Annotated in this window: 16 protein-coding genes and 1 other annotated feature; of the genes, 4 read left to right on the top strand and 12 right to left on the bottom strand. The window is 45.4% G+C overall.

Translation table 11 applies throughout. The features are described from left to right. Positions 1-12: 12 nt before the first annotated feature. The 6 genes from KJS65_RS09340 to KJS65_RS09365 all read right to left on the bottom strand — a co-directional run bounded on the left by KJS65_RS09340 (position 13) and on the right by KJS65_RS09365 (position 6,250). Complete coding sequence (locus KJS65_RS09340; protein ID WP_213649580.1) at positions 13-573, bottom strand: cysteine hydrolase family protein; 561 nt, start codon at positions 571-573, stop codon at positions 13-15. Positions 574-631: 58 nt separating this feature from the next. Next, complete coding sequence (locus KJS65_RS09345) at positions 632-1,408, bottom strand: NUDIX hydrolase (protein ID WP_213649581.1); 777 nt, start codon at positions 1,406-1,408, stop codon at positions 632-634. A gap of 196 nt (positions 1,409-1,604) precedes the next feature. Next, entirely contained in the window at positions 1,605-3,233 is a 1,629-nt protein-coding gene (locus KJS65_RS09350) for an MDR family MFS transporter (protein WP_213649582.1), read from the bottom strand. A gap of 16 nt (positions 3,234-3,249) precedes the next feature. After that, positions 3,250-3,693 (bottom strand): MarR family winged helix-turn-helix transcriptional regulator, encoded by a 444-nt coding sequence (locus KJS65_RS09355; protein ID WP_213649583.1) that lies wholly within the window; start codon positions 3,691-3,693, stop codon positions 3,250-3,252. Between the two features lie 219 nt (positions 3,694-3,912). Further along, complete coding sequence (locus KJS65_RS09360; protein WP_306432967.1) at positions 3,913-4,974, bottom strand: phosphotransferase; 1,062 nt, start codon at positions 4,972-4,974, stop codon at positions 3,913-3,915. A 184-nt stretch (positions 4,975-5,158) separates the two neighbouring features. Further along, the gene (locus tag KJS65_RS09365) at positions 5,159-6,250 is read right to left on the bottom strand and encodes a glycosyltransferase family 2 protein (RefSeq protein WP_244864570.1); all 1,092 of its coding nucleotides are present in this window, start codon (positions 6,248-6,250) and stop codon (positions 5,159-5,161) included. Positions 6,251-6,666: 416 nt separating this feature from the next. Between KJS65_RS09365 and KJS65_RS09370 the strand changes: the two genes are divergently transcribed. Then, positions 6,667-7,539, top strand: coding sequence for a pentapeptide repeat-containing protein (locus KJS65_RS09370; RefSeq protein WP_213649586.1), 873 nt, complete (start codon positions 6,667-6,669; stop codon positions 7,537-7,539). 122 nt (positions 7,540-7,661) lie between these two features. Here the strand turns inward: KJS65_RS09370 and KJS65_RS09375 are convergent, their stop codons facing one another. After that, positions 7,662-9,614, bottom strand: a complete 1,953-nt coding sequence (locus KJS65_RS09375) for an elongation factor G (RefSeq protein ID WP_213649587.1) — start codon at positions 9,612-9,614, stop codon at positions 7,662-7,664. Positions 9,615-9,870: 256 nt separating this feature from the next. Here KJS65_RS09375 and KJS65_RS09380 point away from each other — a divergent pair, with 256 nt between their 5' ends. Beyond that, positions 9,871-10,938 (top strand): YeeE/YedE family protein, encoded by a 1,068-nt coding sequence (locus tag KJS65_RS09380; RefSeq protein WP_213649588.1) that lies wholly within the window; start codon positions 9,871-9,873, stop codon positions 10,936-10,938. A gap of 13 nt (positions 10,939-10,951) precedes the next feature. Then, positions 10,952-11,179 carry a sulfurtransferase TusA family protein gene (locus KJS65_RS09385; RefSeq protein ID WP_136605211.1) on the top strand — a complete coding sequence of 76 codons (228 nt, stop codon included), beginning with the start codon at positions 10,952-10,954 and terminating at the stop codon, positions 11,177-11,179. A gap of 50 nt (positions 11,180-11,229) precedes the next feature. On the opposite strand, the gene KJS65_RS09390 is transcribed toward KJS65_RS09385, so the two are convergent. Then, positions 11,230-12,912 carry a glutamine--tRNA ligase/YqeY domain fusion protein gene (locus KJS65_RS09390; protein ID WP_213649589.1) on the bottom strand — a complete coding sequence of 561 codons (1,683 nt, stop codon included), beginning with the start codon at positions 12,910-12,912 and terminating at the stop codon, positions 11,230-11,232. Positions 12,913-12,981: 69 nt separating this feature from the next. Then, positions 12,982-13,242 (bottom strand) — a binding site (T-box leader). 257 nt (positions 13,243-13,499) lie between these two features. Here KJS65_RS09390 and KJS65_RS09395 point away from each other — a divergent pair. Then, the gene (locus KJS65_RS09395; RefSeq protein ID WP_213649590.1) at positions 13,500-13,706 is read left to right on the top strand and encodes a hypothetical protein; all 207 of its coding nucleotides are present in this window, start codon (positions 13,500-13,502) and stop codon (positions 13,704-13,706) included. Positions 13,707-13,796: 90 nt separating this feature from the next. Here KJS65_RS09395 and KJS65_RS09400 read toward each other — a convergent pair whose 3' ends face one another. From KJS65_RS09400 to pqqC, 4 genes are read right to left on the bottom strand one after another with little or no spacing between them, the layout of a single operon-like run. Beyond that, the gene (locus KJS65_RS09400) at positions 13,797-14,747 is read right to left on the bottom strand and encodes a dipeptidase (RefSeq protein ID WP_213649591.1); all 951 of its coding nucleotides are present in this window, start codon (positions 14,745-14,747) and stop codon (positions 13,797-13,799) included. 29 nt (positions 14,748-14,776) lie between these two features. Continuing rightward, complete coding sequence (pqqE, locus tag KJS65_RS09405; protein WP_244864454.1) at positions 14,777-15,886, bottom strand: pyrroloquinoline quinone biosynthesis protein PqqE; 1,110 nt, start codon at positions 15,884-15,886, stop codon at positions 14,777-14,779. Beyond that, on the bottom strand, positions 15,877-16,155 hold the full coding sequence (pqqD, locus tag KJS65_RS09410) for a pyrroloquinoline quinone biosynthesis peptide chaperone PqqD (RefSeq protein ID WP_213649592.1): 279 nt from the start codon (positions 16,153-16,155) through the stop codon (positions 15,877-15,879). Before pqqD ends, pqqE begins: the two co-directional genes overlap by 10 nt. After that, a complete protein-coding gene (gene pqqC / locus KJS65_RS09415) occupies positions 16,152-16,862 on the bottom strand; it encodes a pyrroloquinoline-quinone synthase PqqC (RefSeq protein ID WP_306432968.1) in 711 nt (236 codons plus the stop codon). Before pqqC ends, pqqD begins: the two co-directional genes overlap by 4 nt. Position 16,863 lies beyond the last annotated feature (1 nt).

A 16,863-nucleotide genomic window follows, 5' to 3' on the forward strand; every position in this document is an offset into this window, starting at 1 on the left:
TTAGGCCTCCTCTTATTGAATTTCCGCACCCAGCGAGCCTTTAAAATGCCGCAATGCCCATGCATGACCCTCTTGGTCAAAACTGGCTACCGCATCCTGGTGTATGACCAGATCAAAGCCTTTATTATAAGCATCAACAGCCGTGTGAAGAACACAGATATCTGTACAAACGCCTACCAGATGAAGCTCGGTAATCCCTCTCGCCCGAAGCTTTAATTCCAGATCAGTCCCTGTAAATGCACTGTATCTTGTTTTGTCCATCCAATAAACATTCGCATTGTTTTTGTTATTTTGGTACACGGCTTCCAATCCACCGTAGAGTTTGCGCCCTGGAGTATTTTCGATATTATGCGGAGGAAAAAGTTTGGTTTCAGGGTGAAGCGTATCCCCAGCTCGATGCAGATCGATAGCAAAGACGACAAATTCTTGATTCTCTACAAACATGTTGGTGATGTCAACGATCCGTTGTTCAATCGCTTGACCAGGTTTCCCGCAAGTTAAAGCCCCATCGGTTGCGACAAAATCATTCGTGTAATCAATGTTGATCAGCGCTCTTACCTTATCCGTATTCATGAGTAATCCCTCCAAATATACATAACATTGAACTGATTGTTAGATATAAAATCAAAAATTACTTTTTTGCGTGGTAGATTGAGTTATTCACTTCCAAATCTATAAAACGGTATAACTGCGTCGGCTTTTTCGATGTTCTCGTTGTCTTTTTACCAATTATTTCTTGAATGAAAGGCAATGACTTGATTTTTCTGGCAAATGCGGCATCCAAGGCAATCGCGGACTCGCTTGTAACGGTTAGCAAAACGGCTTGCAGCTCCGAGTACGTAAATTCTGCGGGTAAAAATTGTTTGGCGACTGTGGATTCAAGCAACTTCTGACGAATCACATGGATCGCATCCTGGATAATTTGTGCATGATCAAAAGCGAGATCGAAATTCAATACATTTTCAACCGAAAAGAGCTCCACTTCACTGGCATCATCACTCGCTTCACGTTTCGCTATTTGATGTTCCGGTACGATCGCAAAGTGAGCATTAGAGATAATCCAACCTCTTGGATCTCTACCGGGTGTATCATATACTCCAAAATGCTCGAGATGAATGTTATCGACGCCCGTCTCTTCTCTTAATTCTCTTTGTGCGGATTGAAAAGCGGATTCATTCGGATCAACAAACCCTCCCGGCAATGCCCATTTGCCTGCTTCAATATTGGGACGTCCTTCACTATCCACCATGCTGCGCTTGATGAGCATAATTTTCAGATCCATAACAGGCGGTTTGAATGCTTCCATTCTCGTTGACACGATAGTAAATACAGCGATATCTGAAGTATAACCATCTGGGGTTTTATATTTCTTAATATCGTACTGCTTTAACGCTTGTTCGTTAGACATTTGACCTCGCTCATTTCCTCACGTTTTTATTTAACATTTAACGTTTTGTTAATTGTATTATAGATATACCATATTCGAATGTCAACCATTTTGTTCCAACTAATGCTTCCACTCGCTTTATATTTTTACGTGTATAACACAAAAAAACCCAGGCAGCAGTGCTGCCCGGGGCATGATTTAACGCTTAACTATGATGTTACTCGGCAGTTAATGTCTTGCCTTGATTCACTTTAGCATCACCATTTGAACCCTCAGGTGCTGGTGCCTGATTCGATGAACGAAGCGGCAATTCTTTGAGGAAAAATACGAGTATAAGTGCTACAACCAATACAACCGTTCCCGTCAAGAAAACAGTGGAAAGTGTACTGCCCAGCGCATCACGGATACTGTCGATCATCTGGATGAACAGCGTTTTCGCTTCTGCCGGCAGGCTTGCTTCCGTCTTATCTACCAGAGGTTTGTTCATCAACGTCTGCGGATTGGCAAATGACAGCATATTCTGTGCCACTTGAGGATCCAATTTGCTGAAGTCAGGTGCACTAGGCGATTGTAAAGCTTCCTTCAAATTCTTGGTCAGGCTGTTCGACATAACAGTACCCATGACTGCGATACCGATCGTACCACCCAGGTTACGGAACAGCTGAGAGGATGCCGTAACAACACCAAGCTCTTTATGGGATACGGCATTTTGCGTAGCCAGGGAGAAGACCGGCATCCCGAGGCCAAGACCCACACCAAATACGACCAGGCTGACAATTGTGAGCCCTAAATTATTCATAAAGATCATAATCGCCATACCAACAATCATGATTGGCATTCCGATCAACGCAAAGCGCTTATATTTACCCGTTTTTGCGATCAACTGGCCTGTAATGGCACTGGTCACCACCATACAGATTGACATTGGCAGGGTTACATAACCTGCATAGGTCGGTGAAATCGCCAAGACTCCCTGTACATAGAAAGAGATATAAATCATCGCGCCCATGAGTCCAAAGTTCATGATAAAGCCGATGATATTCGAGATCGTTACAACGCTGTTTTTAAATAAATGCAGCGGAAGGATAGGTTCCTTCACAAAATTTTCAATGATAATGAAAATGATTGCTGATACGACTGAACCCCCAAGAAGACTAAGAATTTGCCATGAACCCCAAGGATGTTCTGTACCTGCCCAAGAGAATGCAAGCAGCAGCGGAACAATCGTGGTTGTCAGGAATAGCGAGCCGAGATAGTCAATGCTTTGCCCTCGCTTACGGTCAACCTTAGGAAACAGCATCATAATCATCACGAATGCAACAATACCCAACGGCAGGAAGATCCAGAACAGCCAGTGCCAATCAATATGATCGACCAAATATCCGCCTAGTGTTGGCCCAAGCACGCTTGAGAAGCCGAACACGGCCGTCATAAGCCCCATCCACTTACCACGTTCACGCGGCGGGAACAAATCACCAACTGCTGTGAAGGCTGTCGACTGAATGATACCTGCGCCGATACCTTGTATACCACGGTAAATAATAAACTGGTAGACGTCTGTGGACGTACCTGTCAAGAACGCCCCTAACATAAAGATTAATATACCTATTAGAATAAAAGGCTTACGTCCAAACATATCTGACAGCTTACCGACCAGGATGGTCGCGATCGTGGATGTCAGCAAATAAATATTAATGGTCCATGTATAGTAGTCCATACCATCAAGAATCGCGATAATCCGCGGCATTGCCGTACTCGTAATCGTCTGGTTGATTGCGGCAAAAAACATCGCAGCCATGACCGCGATCATGATCGTTACTTTGCGTTTAAGTGTTAAATGCTCCATTCTTTCTGCTTCACCTCTATATGTCGTTATGATCTATATCCAAAAGCATGGATGAGAATATTCTTCTCAAATGCTGTATATCTTCCTCCGATAACATATTGAAAAACACTTGAATCATTTCTTTTTGATCCTCTGCAATCTTTGCGATAATTTCATACCCTTTTTCCGTAATCATGGTATACACGACTCTACGGTCTTCTTCGGCACGTTCTCTCTGTACATAGCCCGCAGCAATGAGCTTATCTGTAAGGTTCGTAATGGCAGGCGACGTTAAAGCTAACGCTTCTGCCAGTTCAGATACTTTTAGAGAGCCACGTAATTTCAGCGTATATAGGACTTGAAATTGAGGAAACGTCAGACAGTAGGTTTTTGCACTTTTTTTGTTCCATTCCTGCGATAGATTTTTCAACAACGTACGGAACATTGCCGAAACTTCAAACAGCAGTTCGCTCTTAGCCAATATGTAAACCTCCTTAGCTTTGTAAAACGATATCTTTTAATACGTTGAGAAACTAATTGATTATCTTTAATTTAATAACCTTTTAATTAATAAGTTACTTAATCATTAAATACTTAAGTAATATTAACGGTTAACACTTTGCCCGTCAAGCGAATTTTATAAATTAAAATATGTAACCGCATACATATCATGTCGCAAAAAAACCTTGAGAAATAAATCTCAAGGCTTAATCTTTTCTATAAGCTTCCAAGCTTCATCAACCATCCCAAGCAGCGCTTGGATGACCTCTATAAGATGACCCAATTCTACATTTCGGTTGATGTCACCTCTTTCAAGACCGGTAAACAGCTTATCCATGCCCAACACGAACCGGAGCCCCGCCGACACGTTAAACCCGAAGCGGACCAGCTCAGAATCTCCATGCCATCCCGCTTCGCGTAAACCTTGCATATAACTTTGAAATAATGATTCCTTATATTCCTCTAAACTGCTGATCGGAATTTTGTTTTTCATTAATGCATACCCGAACATGCGGCCGAGGTCTTCCCCAATTCCAGAGACACTAGCGAACTGCCAGTCAATCGCAATCAGTGAAGTAATGCCGTCTTCTTGCTTCATGAATATGTTATCCCAATGCACATCCTGATGAGCGAAAACGCGGGGCAGTAATTCCAAATTCTCCAGGAAACCGTTCACCCGGGTTAGGTTGCTTACATAGCTTGTCCACATGACATTCCTGCCGATCCATTCCATTCCGTTAGCTTCCCATATCTGTTGTTGCTCCTCAAAAGGCCTGGAATAAGCACTGCAAGCCTCTACCCATGAACGCATCCAGTGATGGCATAAAAAATTTTCAGCCGGAAGGGATGTCCCTGCCAAATAAGCCCCGTTAAACGATCCAAGCAATCGGGCCGTTTTTCGTTGGTGGGTTAATGTCCAGTCATGCTGCATTGGTTCAAAATCAATGTCCTCCAGCCAAACCCACTGACTTCCGTCATCCTTCTCTGTCACAGCGTAGCATTTAGGAGCGCAGATAACCCGGGGCAATTGATCCAAAATACCAGAACGGTATACCAAGGCTTCCCGTTTCCAATAAAAGTAATGACTTTCCTGATCTCTTGACGAATCCTTCTTTAATATCTTAAGTATCAGGGTACATGCGGATGTTTTTTCATTATTCGAAAGATAGCAGCAGACTCTGAATACCGCGCTTTCTTCTTTGCTTATTCCAATCGGTTTGCAATTCCAGGACGTTAGCTGCATTTCATCAGAATCTAACATTCTCTGAATGAGCGATTGGAGAAAAGCAGAATCAATATGTACGCCTTCTTCTGTTTCAAAAAGGTTTTCTATTGGGATCACCTCAGAATATGTTACTTCAAACGCTAAATTCTAATTATTAATATACGTAACGAAAGCATCAATTCCTTCATCAACAATTTGAAGTCAGCATTGATGTCCTTGATCATGCTTTCAGATTCGTACGATCATATATCGTACCCCGCCATGTCATGCCTCCACTACGTTGAGCGTTAAAAGCTCCTCGCAAGCCCCCCATAATCAAAAACAAGCCAACGATAGGATGCGCTATTCCATACCAGAACCCGCTGCCCGAATGCCTTGAATATATAAAGTAAAGCCAGAATACAGATATAAGGCTTACAGCGCACAGAATTCTCGCAGAAACGGGCCCCATAAACAAGCCAATCCAAGGATAGATCATCGTCAGAAGACAGGATATGGTGGTGATGATGGCATTCTTATAGCTAAATACCGATTTCTCGACACTTCCAATGAGCTGCCTCAAGCTCTCATACCAGTTCCAGACGCCTATCATCCGGGTTCCATAGATCGCATCCTGGCGGTATCCTGCCTGTTTGACTCTTTTCCCAAGTGCTGCGTCATCTGTTGTAATGTAAGAAAACTCGGCATGGGTTCCAATCTGTTCATACACATCCCTTTTAACGAAATTAAATGCCCCCACTCCCAGTGATTGAGGTGATTTGGGATCTTTTATCTTCCATAGCTGGCCGAATGATGAAGCACTCATGAAAATAAAGGCAGCGTACCATTTGGAGAATACGTGAGGTCCTTCAAAATCAGGTATCATCGTAAGGTGATCGAGCCCATGCTGCTCAGTATAAGTAACCGCCTTGGCTATACAGTGCGGGTGAAAAAGGATATCGGCATCCGTAAAGAGCAGCCACTGCCCTTGTGCTTGCTTCGTTCCCTGGAGTAACGCATGGCTTTTTCCCATCCATTGTTCCGGCAGCTCACTAATTTCAATACCCTTTACGTTTGAATAAGTTCCTGCCAACCTTGCTATGATCTCGCCTGTGGAATCATCAGAGCGATCATTAACAACAATTACCTCCAGCCGCGAATATGTTTGGTTAGTCAAAGATATAACACAGCGCTCCAGCGCTTTCTGTTCATTCCTTGCGGCAATGATGACAGAAACCATCGGTTGTTCTCCGTCCATTTTCTCCAGCGTTTGATGTAATGCACCAATACCTCTTACTTTAGCTGTAAAAATAACTGCAATCGTCCCCCCCATCAACACATTTAGTCCACCTAATATCCAGTACACCCAATTCAATATCATTCACCACTTTCGAATAATTTGAACGTTCGTTCTAATCCATATAAACAAAAACGGATTCCTTGCAAAAATAAATAGGGAATCGGAATATAGAACGATCGTACTAATGATAGTTTAAGAGATTATTCTATATTTGGCAAATACTTGTTTATCGAACTATGTAAGGTTGTCATCGACAATACCATTATTAATTGAGGCTAGATATCATTTTCACCCGCAAAAATTAAAAGTATATGATTTACAGATACTTGTTGTAAAATATGATTATATAAAAAAAGTATCTATGAGACTGCCAACTTTTATTTTTAAATTAGACTATCTATCCCATTCATTCATAAGACGACAAGAATCAAAGGAGATTTCACAAACTTATGTCTAGGATTCATGAATATTCAAATCGTCCGCAGGATCGAGGCCATCTGCTTGCCGATTGTGAAAACTGCTTCGGTCTATGCTGTGCTGCTCTTCCCTTTTCATCCTCGTCAGACTTTGCTTTTGACAAATCTGCAGGGACCCCCTGCAAAAACCTGCAAACGGATTTCCGCTGCAGTGTACACAACAGTCTCAGACAACGAGGGATGCGCGGTTGTACGGTTTATGACTGCTTCGGCGCGGGACAGAAGGTTTCGCAAGTAACCTACGAAGGGCGTGACTGGCGCCAAGCTCCAGAAACTACGAAGCAAATGTTTGGAGTGTTTCCGATCATGTGGCAGCTTCACGAGTTGTTATGGTATTTGACAGAAGCATTAACATTGCAGCCTGCCCGACCGATCTTTGATGATCTTCGTTTAGCACTTGAAGAGACAGATCGTCTCACACAAATGAATCCTGAATCCCTTTTGGAAATCAATTTATCGGTATACCGCGCTGAAATTAATACTCTTCTCCTTCGGACAAGCGAGCTTGTAAGGGAGGATGCCCGGAGTAAACATACAGGATCTTTGGGACACACAAAAAAGATCCAGTCTCGCGGAGCAGATCTCATCGGGGCCAAGCTGAGAAGTGCTGATCTCCGGTATCAAAGCTTCCGTGGCGCCTATCTAATTGCCGCCGATCTTAGAGGCGCTGATTTGAGAGTGACTGATCTCATTGGAGCAGATCTTCGGGACGCGGACCTCAAAGGTGCAGATCTCACCGGAAGCATTTTTCTTACCCAAGCCCAGATTAATTCAGCCCAAGGCGATGCCAGCACTAAACTGCCATCTTCTCTCACACGGCCATCTCACTGGATTACAGCCCAATAAATCGGGATAAAATGGTAAAATTAAAAAAGAGCGGTTCACCAAATGATGGTGAACCGCTCTCTTTCTTGATATCCAATAACTATAAACTTTCGATGTGCCGAGGCTCCGGAGATAGAGAACACTCAGCTCCTGATCATATAATCCTCCGCCTCATGCCAGGCAACGCTGAACGCTTTTCCTTTTGAGCAAAAGATGGAAGAGGATGTGTATTCCGGATCGGCATTTTTATCGTAATTTTTGGAGGCAATAATGTTCTCGAATGGACGGCACGGTTTGTAGCCGCTCAGTCTCAGCGTCAAAGCTCCCTTCCCTTTCGTGAACGAAGCCAGCTCCGCGGCATAATCCATGAATGAAGACACAGGTGCCTCTCCGCTGAAGGTCGCTGTATCCCCATGGATTTCCGGAGCTTCAAAGCTGCCCTGAGCTTGCTGTATATCCGACATTACCCTGCCGATATGATCCGATCCGACTTTCAGCTTAAATGCGTAATACGGCTCCAACAGCTTATTATCCGCTTTCTCAAGACCCTGCCTGAGCGCCCGAATGGTCGCTTCCCGGAAGTCGCCGCCAGTTGTGTGCTTGTTATGGGAGCGGCCCGTCAAAAGCGTCACGATGATGTCCGTCAAAGGAGATCCTGTTAGCAGACCACGATGATCCTTCTCCGTCACATGTTGTCCGATCTGATTCTGGAAACCGATGCTCAGATCATCTGGATGACAGTGGTTAACAAATGTTACTCCACTTCCCTCAGGACCCGGTTCAATCCGTAAGTGAACCTCGGCATAATGCCCCAGCGGCTCGAAGTGACCATATCCGATCGTCTCATCGGCTATCGTCTCTTTATACAAAATTTCCGGCTTGCCGAAGGTAACAGAGAGATGAAAACGTTCAAGGACGACCTGCGCCAGTACCTCCAGTTGGATTTTACCCATCACGTGAATATGAAGCTCCTGCAAAGCCTCATTCCAAATAACGCCGAGCGAAGGATCCTCCGCATCCAATATCCGAAAACAGCGGAGCACTTCACGAATCGGAATGGACGGGTCGTACATGACCTTGGATTGGAGTGCCGGAACAAGCTCAAATGGTATCTGTTCCTGCAGTGTACCCAAGCCGTCTGAAGCCGAAGCACCGGATATTCCCGTCACTGCAATCAATTGCCCAGCTGCTGCCTCATCCGTGGATAGATGCTTTTCTCCATTGTATACCCGTATGGAAGTGATCTTCTCACACTTTTGCTCCCCCTGGTTGTCTACATATGTAAGTTCATCCCTTATATTCAGCTTGCCCTGTAATACCTTCATAAAGGTTAAGCGTACTCCCTGCTGATCATGCCGTATTTTAAATACCCGCGCAGCAAAGGAACCGGAGGTATCATAAGCTGTCTCCGTCAACAATTCCAAATTGGCAAGAAATTCGTCTATACCTTGATCCTGAAGGGCTGAGCCGGACATCACCGGAAAAACCAGACGGCTTTTCATTAAGGAACCCATCGTTTCAGTAACCATTGACGCTTCAGCTTGCCCTTCCAAATAAGCGTTCAAAAGATTTTCATCACGCTCAGCGACAAATTCAATCAGATCTTGTGCAAGCTTCTCTGTTAAACTGCCGGGAATGAGAAGAGCATCGGGAGTCAATTGAAGCCGGATTTCTTCCAAAACAGCTGCCACATCAGCTCCCTCCCGGTCAATTTTGTTGATAAAAAACATTACAGGTATACGATATGTCTGAAGAAGCTGCCATACGGTCTCGGTATGTCCTTCGACTCCTTCTGCTGCGCTGATAATGATGACGGCATAGTCCATCACCTGCAATGCCCGCTCCATCTCGGCAGAGAAATCGACATGACCGGGAGTATCGATCAGATAATAATCCGTTCTCCCATAGGACATCACTGCCTGATCGGCAAAAATCGTAATTCCGCGGGCTCTTTCCAGATCATGACTGTCCAGAAAGGCATCCTTGTGATCAACCCTTCCCCGGCTGCGAATGCTGTTTGTATGATAGAGAAGCTGCTCCGCGAACGTCGTTTTTCCCGCATCGACATGAGCCAGCAATCCGATTGTTTTGTTCATTTTCCCCATTAAGCGATCACGTCCGTCTGATATGATTTCTTCTAATTATTCTTTTGTTATCTTATCTGAGTATATCAGAAATAGAGAGATGCCAGTCGATCTGCATTCTGCCCATGTCGCTGCACGGATCATACATATCTGGAAGTGATGACCATTGACATCTCATCTTAATTTGCTAAAATCGGAAATACCAATAATTCATAGCTAATTACTAGTATTTAAAATACAATATCAGAACTTGAAAGGAGCTGTTCTCATGATATTAACAGGCTTGCTATGCGGCGCCTTGCTTGGCTTCGTCATGCAGCGTGGACGATTCTGCCTGACGGGCGGATTCAGGGATATGTATCTGACCAAGGATAATCGGATGTTTTACGCATTACTGATTGCGATCTCGATTCAAAGCATCGGAGTCTTTGCCCTTATTCATTTTGGACTTATTGATTTCAGTGCCGGAGCTTTCCCCTGGATTGCCACGATTCTTGGATCCTTTATCTTTGGGATTGGCATTATTCTAGCCGGAGGATGTGCGACCGGGACATGGTACCGTGCTGGTGAAGGTCTTATAGGCAGCTGGATTGCCCTCTTCGGCTACATGGCAATGAGCGCAATCATGAAATCGGGCGCTTTGGTTCCAGTGAATGACGGAATCAAGAAATACGATGCTCCTGTCAATTCTATTCCGGAGACCTTTGGACTCTCGGTGTGGCCGTTTATAGCCGTCCTATCCATCATTACAATTGCACTTGTCATCCGTCAATTGCGTAAGCCGAAAGTTGCGATTCCATCCATGAAAGCCAAACGGAAGGGCTTGAATCATCTGCTGTTCGAGAAGCGCTGGCATCCGTTCTTCACAGCCATTCTGGTTGGTTTGATTGCTCTGCTTGCTTGGCCGCTCAGCGAAGCGACGGGCCGGATGTCCGGTCTCGGAATCACAACACCATCTGCGAATATACTGCAATACCTGGTCACTGGAGATAGTGATAAATATGTAAACTGGGGCATGTTCCTCGTTCTTGGTATTTTCCTTGGTTCCTTTATTGCTGCTAAAGGCAGCCGGGAGTTCCGGTTCCGTGCACCAGATGCGAAGACAGCCATCTCGAGCTTTTCCGGTGGTATTTTGATGGGATTTGGCGCCAGCTGGGCCGGAGGTTGCTCCATTGGCAACGGTCTGGTCATGACAGCCATGATGACTTGGCAGGGCTGGGTGTCTCTGATATTTATGATTCTCGGTACATGGACAGCATCTTACTTCGTTTTTGTCCGCCCACGGAGCAAGGCTAAACATAATCAAGGTGCGGCACTTCGCACAACGACAACCTAAGGAGGTAATTCACATGAAACAACAAAAACTGGCCGTCGTCGGAATGGTTTGTCCATTTCCTTTAATTGAGGCAAAGCAAGCGATCGAAACACTCGACAGCGGTGATGAGCTTGTCATTGATTTCGATTGTACACAAGCAACGGAGGCTATACCACGCTGGGCTGCTGAAGCAGGCCATGCAGTCACAAATTTCGAACAGATTGACGATGCATCCTGGACTATAACTGTTCAAAAAAAATAAAGCAGAGAAAGGCGATCTCTTCCGCATGATGGGAAGCAGATCGCCTTTTTTTATCCTTTTGCCTTTTTCCACGAATCTTTTAAAGAAACAATTCGATTGAACACTTGTTTGTTCTCTGCTGTATATCTGGTATCCAGACAATAATAGCCATGTCTAATGAATTGATAAGTCTCACCAAAACCCACATTTTTCATGCAGGGCTCCAGGATCGCTTCCTCTACTTTGACAAACGATTCCGGATTCATCATATCTTCCCACTTGTTGTCGGATTCCAAGATCATGGACTTTTCCTTCAGAAGCTTATCATACAAATGGATCTCTGCTGTTACGCCGTGCGCAGCCGAAACCCAATGGATGGTCGACTTAACCTTTCGCGCATTGAATCCGGACCCGCTCTTGGTCAATGGATCATAGGTGCAGTGCAGCTCGGTGATGTCTCCCGTAGACGAGTCCTTTACCACATGCTCGCATTTTATAAAATAAGCCCCTTTCAGCCGAACCTCGGAACCTGGAAACAAGCGGTGAAACCCGGTTACAGGCACTTCCATAAAATCTTCTCTTTCAATATATAGTTCTCTTGAAAAAGGGATCTCCCTGGTGCCCATCACTTCATTTATTTCATTATTTTTGATGCTCAGCATTTCGGTTTGTTTTTCCGGATAGTTCGAAATGATGACTTTGATGGGATCCAGGATAGCCATCACGCTAACTGCCCGCTCCTTCAGGTCCTGCCGGATGAAATGATCCAGCATTGCAGCATCCACAGCCGTATTTTGGCGGAACACCCCGATTTCATTCAGAAATAGCTTGATTGCCTCCGGCGTGACTCCTCTTCGACGTAGTCCTTTTAATGTTGGAAGTCTTGGATCGTCCCAACCGTCTACATATCCCCCTTCGACCAGTTCTCTCAGATACCTTTTGCTCGTGACTAGGCCAGATATATTTAACCGTCCAAATTCTCTTTGTTTGGGAGGCTCCACAACCTCAAGCTCACTCAACACCCAATCATACAGGGGACGATGATCCCTAAATTCTGACGAGCATAACGAATGCGTAATTCCTTCCAACCAATCCTGTATCGGATGGGCAAAATCATACATCGGGTAAATACACCATTCATTTCGCGTGCGGTAATGCTCAGCATGAATAATTCGGTATAGGACAGGATCACGTAAATTCATGTTTGGTGAGGACATGTCGATTTTGGCCCGCAAAACCTTGGAGGAGGTCGGAAAACTCCCTTTTTTCATGTGTTCAAACAAGTTCAGATTCTCTTCTACAGACCGCTTCCGGTACGGACTATCCTTCCCTGGTTCGGTTAACGTGCCTCGATACTCCGTCATTTGTTCCGGGGTCAGATCGCATACATATGCCTTTCCATTGCAGATCAATTGTTTAGCTGCTTCATAATATGACTCAGAATAATCCGAACCAAAATACACAGGCGGTTTATGTCCGAGCCATTCGATATCTTCCCTGATGGCTTCCACATACTTCATATCCTCTTTTAAAGGATTCGTATCATCAAAACGCAGGTTAAATGTCCCATTAAATTTATTCGCGATGGAGTGATTGACATGTATCGCATAAGCGCTGCCAATATGCAGATAACCGTTAGGCTCGGGAGGAAATCTTGTAGCGACAGGTCTGTGATATACCCCGTTATGCACATCATCCTCCACTATCTTCGTTAAAAAATCCGTAACTTCTTCTTTCTCTCGATCATGATTCATGGGTGAAACCTCCTTAACATATTTGTGAATTTTAGAAAAACAAAAAAATCCCGCCTCCAAGACTGTAGTCTTGGGGACGAGATTTGGTTTTCGCGGTACCACCCCTGTTTGCGGAGCTATCACTATCTCCGCCTCTTCAGGTACGGCAGTCACGTTGATTGCTTATACCCTAGCTCTGTAACAGGAGCTCCTGTTGCATCATCCCTTTTCGAAAAGTTCCGATGCACCGCTCAGAGGCTTGGTTCGATGAATTTCATCCTGCTCCTTTTCAGCTGCCGGAGCTCTCTGTACGGAATCCGTTTCATTTACTCTTCTCTTCATCGCGTTTATGGTTTGGTACATATTATCATCATCTTATGCAAAAGTAAACTTGCAGTGTGTTGGCATAAACATTGTTGTCCTCAACATATACTCGATTCTGAAGGTAAGCAATCGCCTCTTTCCATGAAGCATCATTGCGTTTAGGGGCGGGAACGTATATGTGATGGTGTAGCCATGTAATACAGTTCAACCAAATGATTGGGGGGTGCAAAATGGGGAAAAATTACTTAAAGTCATCCGTAAAAGGTGCAATCATGGGAGGTGCAATGACCGGTGGTTGGTTACTGGCAGACCTGCTTCTTCCGGAGCCTTGGGGGGACGTGGTCTTATTTACGGCAATGGCCGTGTTGAACATAGGGATCGGGTGGAAGATCGGCAAAATGTTCGAACAGCAAGAGTCCGCAAGAGTAGGCACCGAAGCCATCGAAACCACTGAAGCCAAAAGTACGACCAGCCTCGAATCTCATTCATAGGATGAGACCCTTATTTTATCCTCTATAAATAAACAAAAAAAGATAAGGTGCTGATGATTGATTACCAGCTCCTTATCTTTTTTATTCACGTTATTCTATACGATGAGGGGACGGCAAATGATCCATATAAAAATGATACCAATTTTTGTAGATGAAATGTTCCACATCTTCTTCGCTGTAATTCTTCTGTAGCAATTCGATCAGTTGATGATATTTCCCTGCATGTTCCAAGCCGGCGATTTTCTCTTTGATTCCGTCGAAATCAGAGCCGAATCCGATATGCCGGCTGCCGCCCAGCGAACAAATATGATCGATGTGAGACAATAAACGATCCATCGTTACCGGTTCCTCCGCATGCACGAAAGGCGGGACAAAGGTTAGCCCCATAACTCCCCCGGTTCGGATGATCGAAGTAATCTGCTCATCATTCAGATTTCTGAGTTTCGGGCAGATTCTGCTGGAATTGGAGTGAGAGGCAATAAACGGCTTATCGGATTGTGTCAGCAGCTCCCAGAAGGCCTTCTCGGATAGATGCGATACGTCCAGGATCAGGCCCAGCCGGTTGCATTCTGTGATCAGGTTCAATCCTTGTGCCGTGAAGCCTCCCTGCCGCTGCTCAAGAACGCCATCCGCAGCCCAATTCGCGTAGTTCCACGTAATGCCGATACTCCGAACGCCCAAATAATATAAAATTCTCAGATAAGTTAAGTTCCCCTGAAGCGCATCCACGCCTTCAAGCGACAACAGCGCCCCAATTAGGCCTTTGTTATGGGCATGCCTTAAATCGTCTTGGGTTTGGATCAAATGAATTTGCCGGTTTGAGATAATTCGTTCGTAAAAAAGATCGATGCTTTGAAGGACATGCCGGAATTCTCCGGCAAATGATGCAGGTAAATAAACCGCGAAATTTTGAAAGCCGATATTGGATTCGAGCATGCGTTCCAGCGTCACGTCCAACCGATCCTTTTCCTGTATAAAATCAAGCCGGGGATCTTCCAATAGTTTGCTCAGCACATCACAATGGGCATCAAATATTTTCATGGGCAAGTCCTCCGTTTATGGTTACTTGCTCACCTGCTGCGATAAGAGTATGAGGGCAAAAGCCGATTAGGATCAGAGCCTGAAAGGTAAGCGTCTTTTTCATTCATGGAGGCGACGAATTCGGTGACCAGATGATGATGAGGCGAAAACTTACATACCGGATCTGCTTGGCTGGAGTCGCCTGTCAATAGATAAGCTTGACAACGGCAACCCCCAAAGTCCCGAAAACGGTGTTCACAATTTCGGCAGGGCTCTGTCATCCAGTCAAGTCCGCGATAGGCGCGAAAAGAGGCAGAATTCTCCCAAATCCATTTTAAACTCTTCTCTTTCACGGATTCGAATGTCATCGTTTGGATACCGGATGCCGCGGTACAGGGTAGTACTTTTCCATCAGGCGTCACCGTCATGGATATTTCCCCCCATCCCCCCATACAAGGTTTGGGGAACTCCTCATAATAATCCGGGATCACCCAGATCAGTTCGATCTTGTTGTTAAAGCGTTCTTTTGCTCGTGCATAAGCCTCTTCAGCGCCTGTGAGCTGCTCCCTTGTTGGCAGCAAGTGCTGGCGGTTTACAAGAGCCCAGCCATAATACTGGGTATTGGCTAGTTCGAGCCGCTCCGCTCCCCATGACACGCAAAGCTCGATTATATCCTCTACCAAATGTATATTTTGCCTGTGCAGTACGACATTCATATGTAAAGGGAGACCCGCAGCGCGTATCCATTTCGCGGTTCTTTTTTTGAATTCGTGGGCATTGGAGCCTGCGATCGAATCAGCGAGGTCAGCCGTTGGGGCTTGCATGCTTAATTGAATACTGTCAATCCCTGCACATGCCAGCTGCCGAATACGGTTTTCCGTGACTCCAACACCGCTCGTAATTAAATTTACGAAAAGTCCCAACTCGCGGGCTCGCTCAATAAGCTGGTTTATATCAGGCCGCAAAAGCGGCTCCCCGCCCGTTAGATGAACTTGTACAATCCCCATGTCGCTTGCTTCTTCCAAGACATTGATCCACTCTCGGGTCGTAAGTTCATGTTCCCTTTTTTGGAGTTCGATCGGATTCGAGCAATATACACAGTGCAAGGGACACCGATGTGTAAGCTCCGCCGTAAGCGCGTAGGGTATGCTTATTTCCATATTTCCACCCACCCTCTGTCAGTCGCTTGTGTCAGAAAGTCCAGAATATCCGTTTTCAGTTCCGATTGATTGTATTTGGTCTCCAGTTCCCCAATGATTTGGGAAACTGTCCGCTCTCCATCGCACAACCAAAGAATCGCTCCGGCGGTAGGGTTCAGATGAACGACCCGTTCAGGAAGAAGAAGCAAATCGGTTTGCCTTGTTTTGTCGAATTTTATCCGAGCCGGGCTGCGCAGCCGGAGCCGCTCCGATAGCTCCCATTTTATCATCGCTCGTCCTCCATATTGGGAAATGCCAAGCTTAACGCATCAAGAAGGGCCCACAGTACGTCGCATTTGAAATGAAGCGCGGCGATGGTTTGATCTTGATCCTCGCGATCTTTGCATTCGCGCAGTACGAGCTCAAGTCCGTGATCCGCATCGCGTGGTGCCTGGTGCAGCCTGGATTGGAAATACTCCAGCCCCTCCGGTTGTATCCATGGATACAGCTGTTCAAACACCGCGATTCTATGGGAAATGAGAATAGGTGCAAACATTTCCGTTAAAGAGGAAGCCACCGCTACGAGCCACGGTTGATTGCGGCAGAAGTTCACGTAGGCATCCACCGCGAAACGAACGCCCGGCAGCACATGACGTTCATCCAGCATTTCCTCTCTAGGGATCCCTACCGCTTCGCCAAGACGGATCCAGGCTTCGATTCCACCCTCATTGCCCGTTGTCCCATCGTGGTCCATGATACGCTGAATCCATTTGCGCCGATCTTCCCTCGTCGGAAGTTTTGACAGTATGAGAGCATCTTTGACCGGAATGTTCTTTTGATAATAAAATCGATTCGCAACCCAAGCTCGAAGCTGCTCCGGACTTAACTTTCCCTCATGCATCCTTACGTGAAAGGGGTGTTTATCGTGATATCGTAATTCCCCGACCTGCCTTAGCCTTTTTGTTAATTCTTCGTTAGACAATAAAAAAGCGTTCAAA

The sequence above is a fragment of the Paenibacillus sp. J23TS9 genome (genome assembly GCF_018403225.1).
Lineage (GTDB): Bacteria > Bacillota > Bacilli > Paenibacillales > Paenibacillaceae > Paenibacillus_AQ.

Excerpts from the sequence above, each read along its gene's own strand:
- pqqD (WP_213649592.1), bottom strand. The coding sequence starts at position 16,155 with ATGATAAAATGGGAGCTATCGGAGCGGCTCCGGCTGCGCAGCCCGGCT.
- KJS65_RS09365 (WP_244864570.1), bottom strand. The coding sequence starts at position 6,250 with ATGGGGGGGACGATTGCAGTTATTTTTACAGCTAAAGTAAGAGGTATT.
- KJS65_RS09370 (WP_213649586.1), top strand. The coding sequence starts at position 6,667 with ATGTCTAGGATTCATGAATATTCAAATCGTCCGCAGGATCGAGGCCAT.
- KJS65_RS09375 (WP_213649587.1), bottom strand. The coding sequence starts at position 9,614 with ATGAACAAAACAATCGGATTGCTGGCTCATGTCGATGCGGGAAAAACG.
- KJS65_RS09340 (WP_213649580.1), bottom strand. The coding sequence starts at position 573 with ATGAATACGGATAAGGTAAGAGCGCTGATCAACATTGATTACACGAAT.
- KJS65_RS09395 (WP_213649590.1), top strand. The coding sequence starts at position 13,500 with ATGACCGGTGGTTGGTTACTGGCAGACCTGCTTCTTCCGGAGCCTTGG.
- KJS65_RS09380 (WP_213649588.1), top strand. The coding sequence starts at position 9,871 with ATGATATTAACAGGCTTGCTATGCGGCGCCTTGCTTGGCTTCGTCATG.
- pqqE (WP_244864454.1), bottom strand. The coding sequence starts at position 15,886 with ATGGAAATAAGCATACCCTACGCGCTTACGGCGGAGCTTACACATCGG.
- KJS65_RS09390 (WP_213649589.1), bottom strand. The coding sequence starts at position 12,912 with ATGAATCATGATCGAGAGAAAGAAGAAGTTACGGATTTTTTAACGAAG.
- KJS65_RS09385 (WP_136605211.1), top strand. The coding sequence starts at position 10,952 with ATGAAACAACAAAAACTGGCCGTCGTCGGAATGGTTTGTCCATTTCCT.
- KJS65_RS09350 (WP_213649582.1), bottom strand. The coding sequence starts at position 3,233 with ATGGAGCATTTAACACTTAAACGCAAAGTAACGATCATGATCGCGGTC.
- KJS65_RS09345 (WP_213649581.1), bottom strand. The coding sequence starts at position 1,408 with ATGTCTAACGAACAAGCGTTAAAGCAGTACGATATTAAGAAATATAAA.
- KJS65_RS09360 (WP_306432967.1), bottom strand. The coding sequence starts at position 4,974 with ATGTTAGATTCTGATGAAATGCAGCTAACGTCCTGGAATTGCAAACCG.
- KJS65_RS09400 (WP_213649591.1), bottom strand. The coding sequence starts at position 14,747 with ATGAAAATATTTGATGCCCATTGTGATGTGCTGAGCAAACTATTGGAA.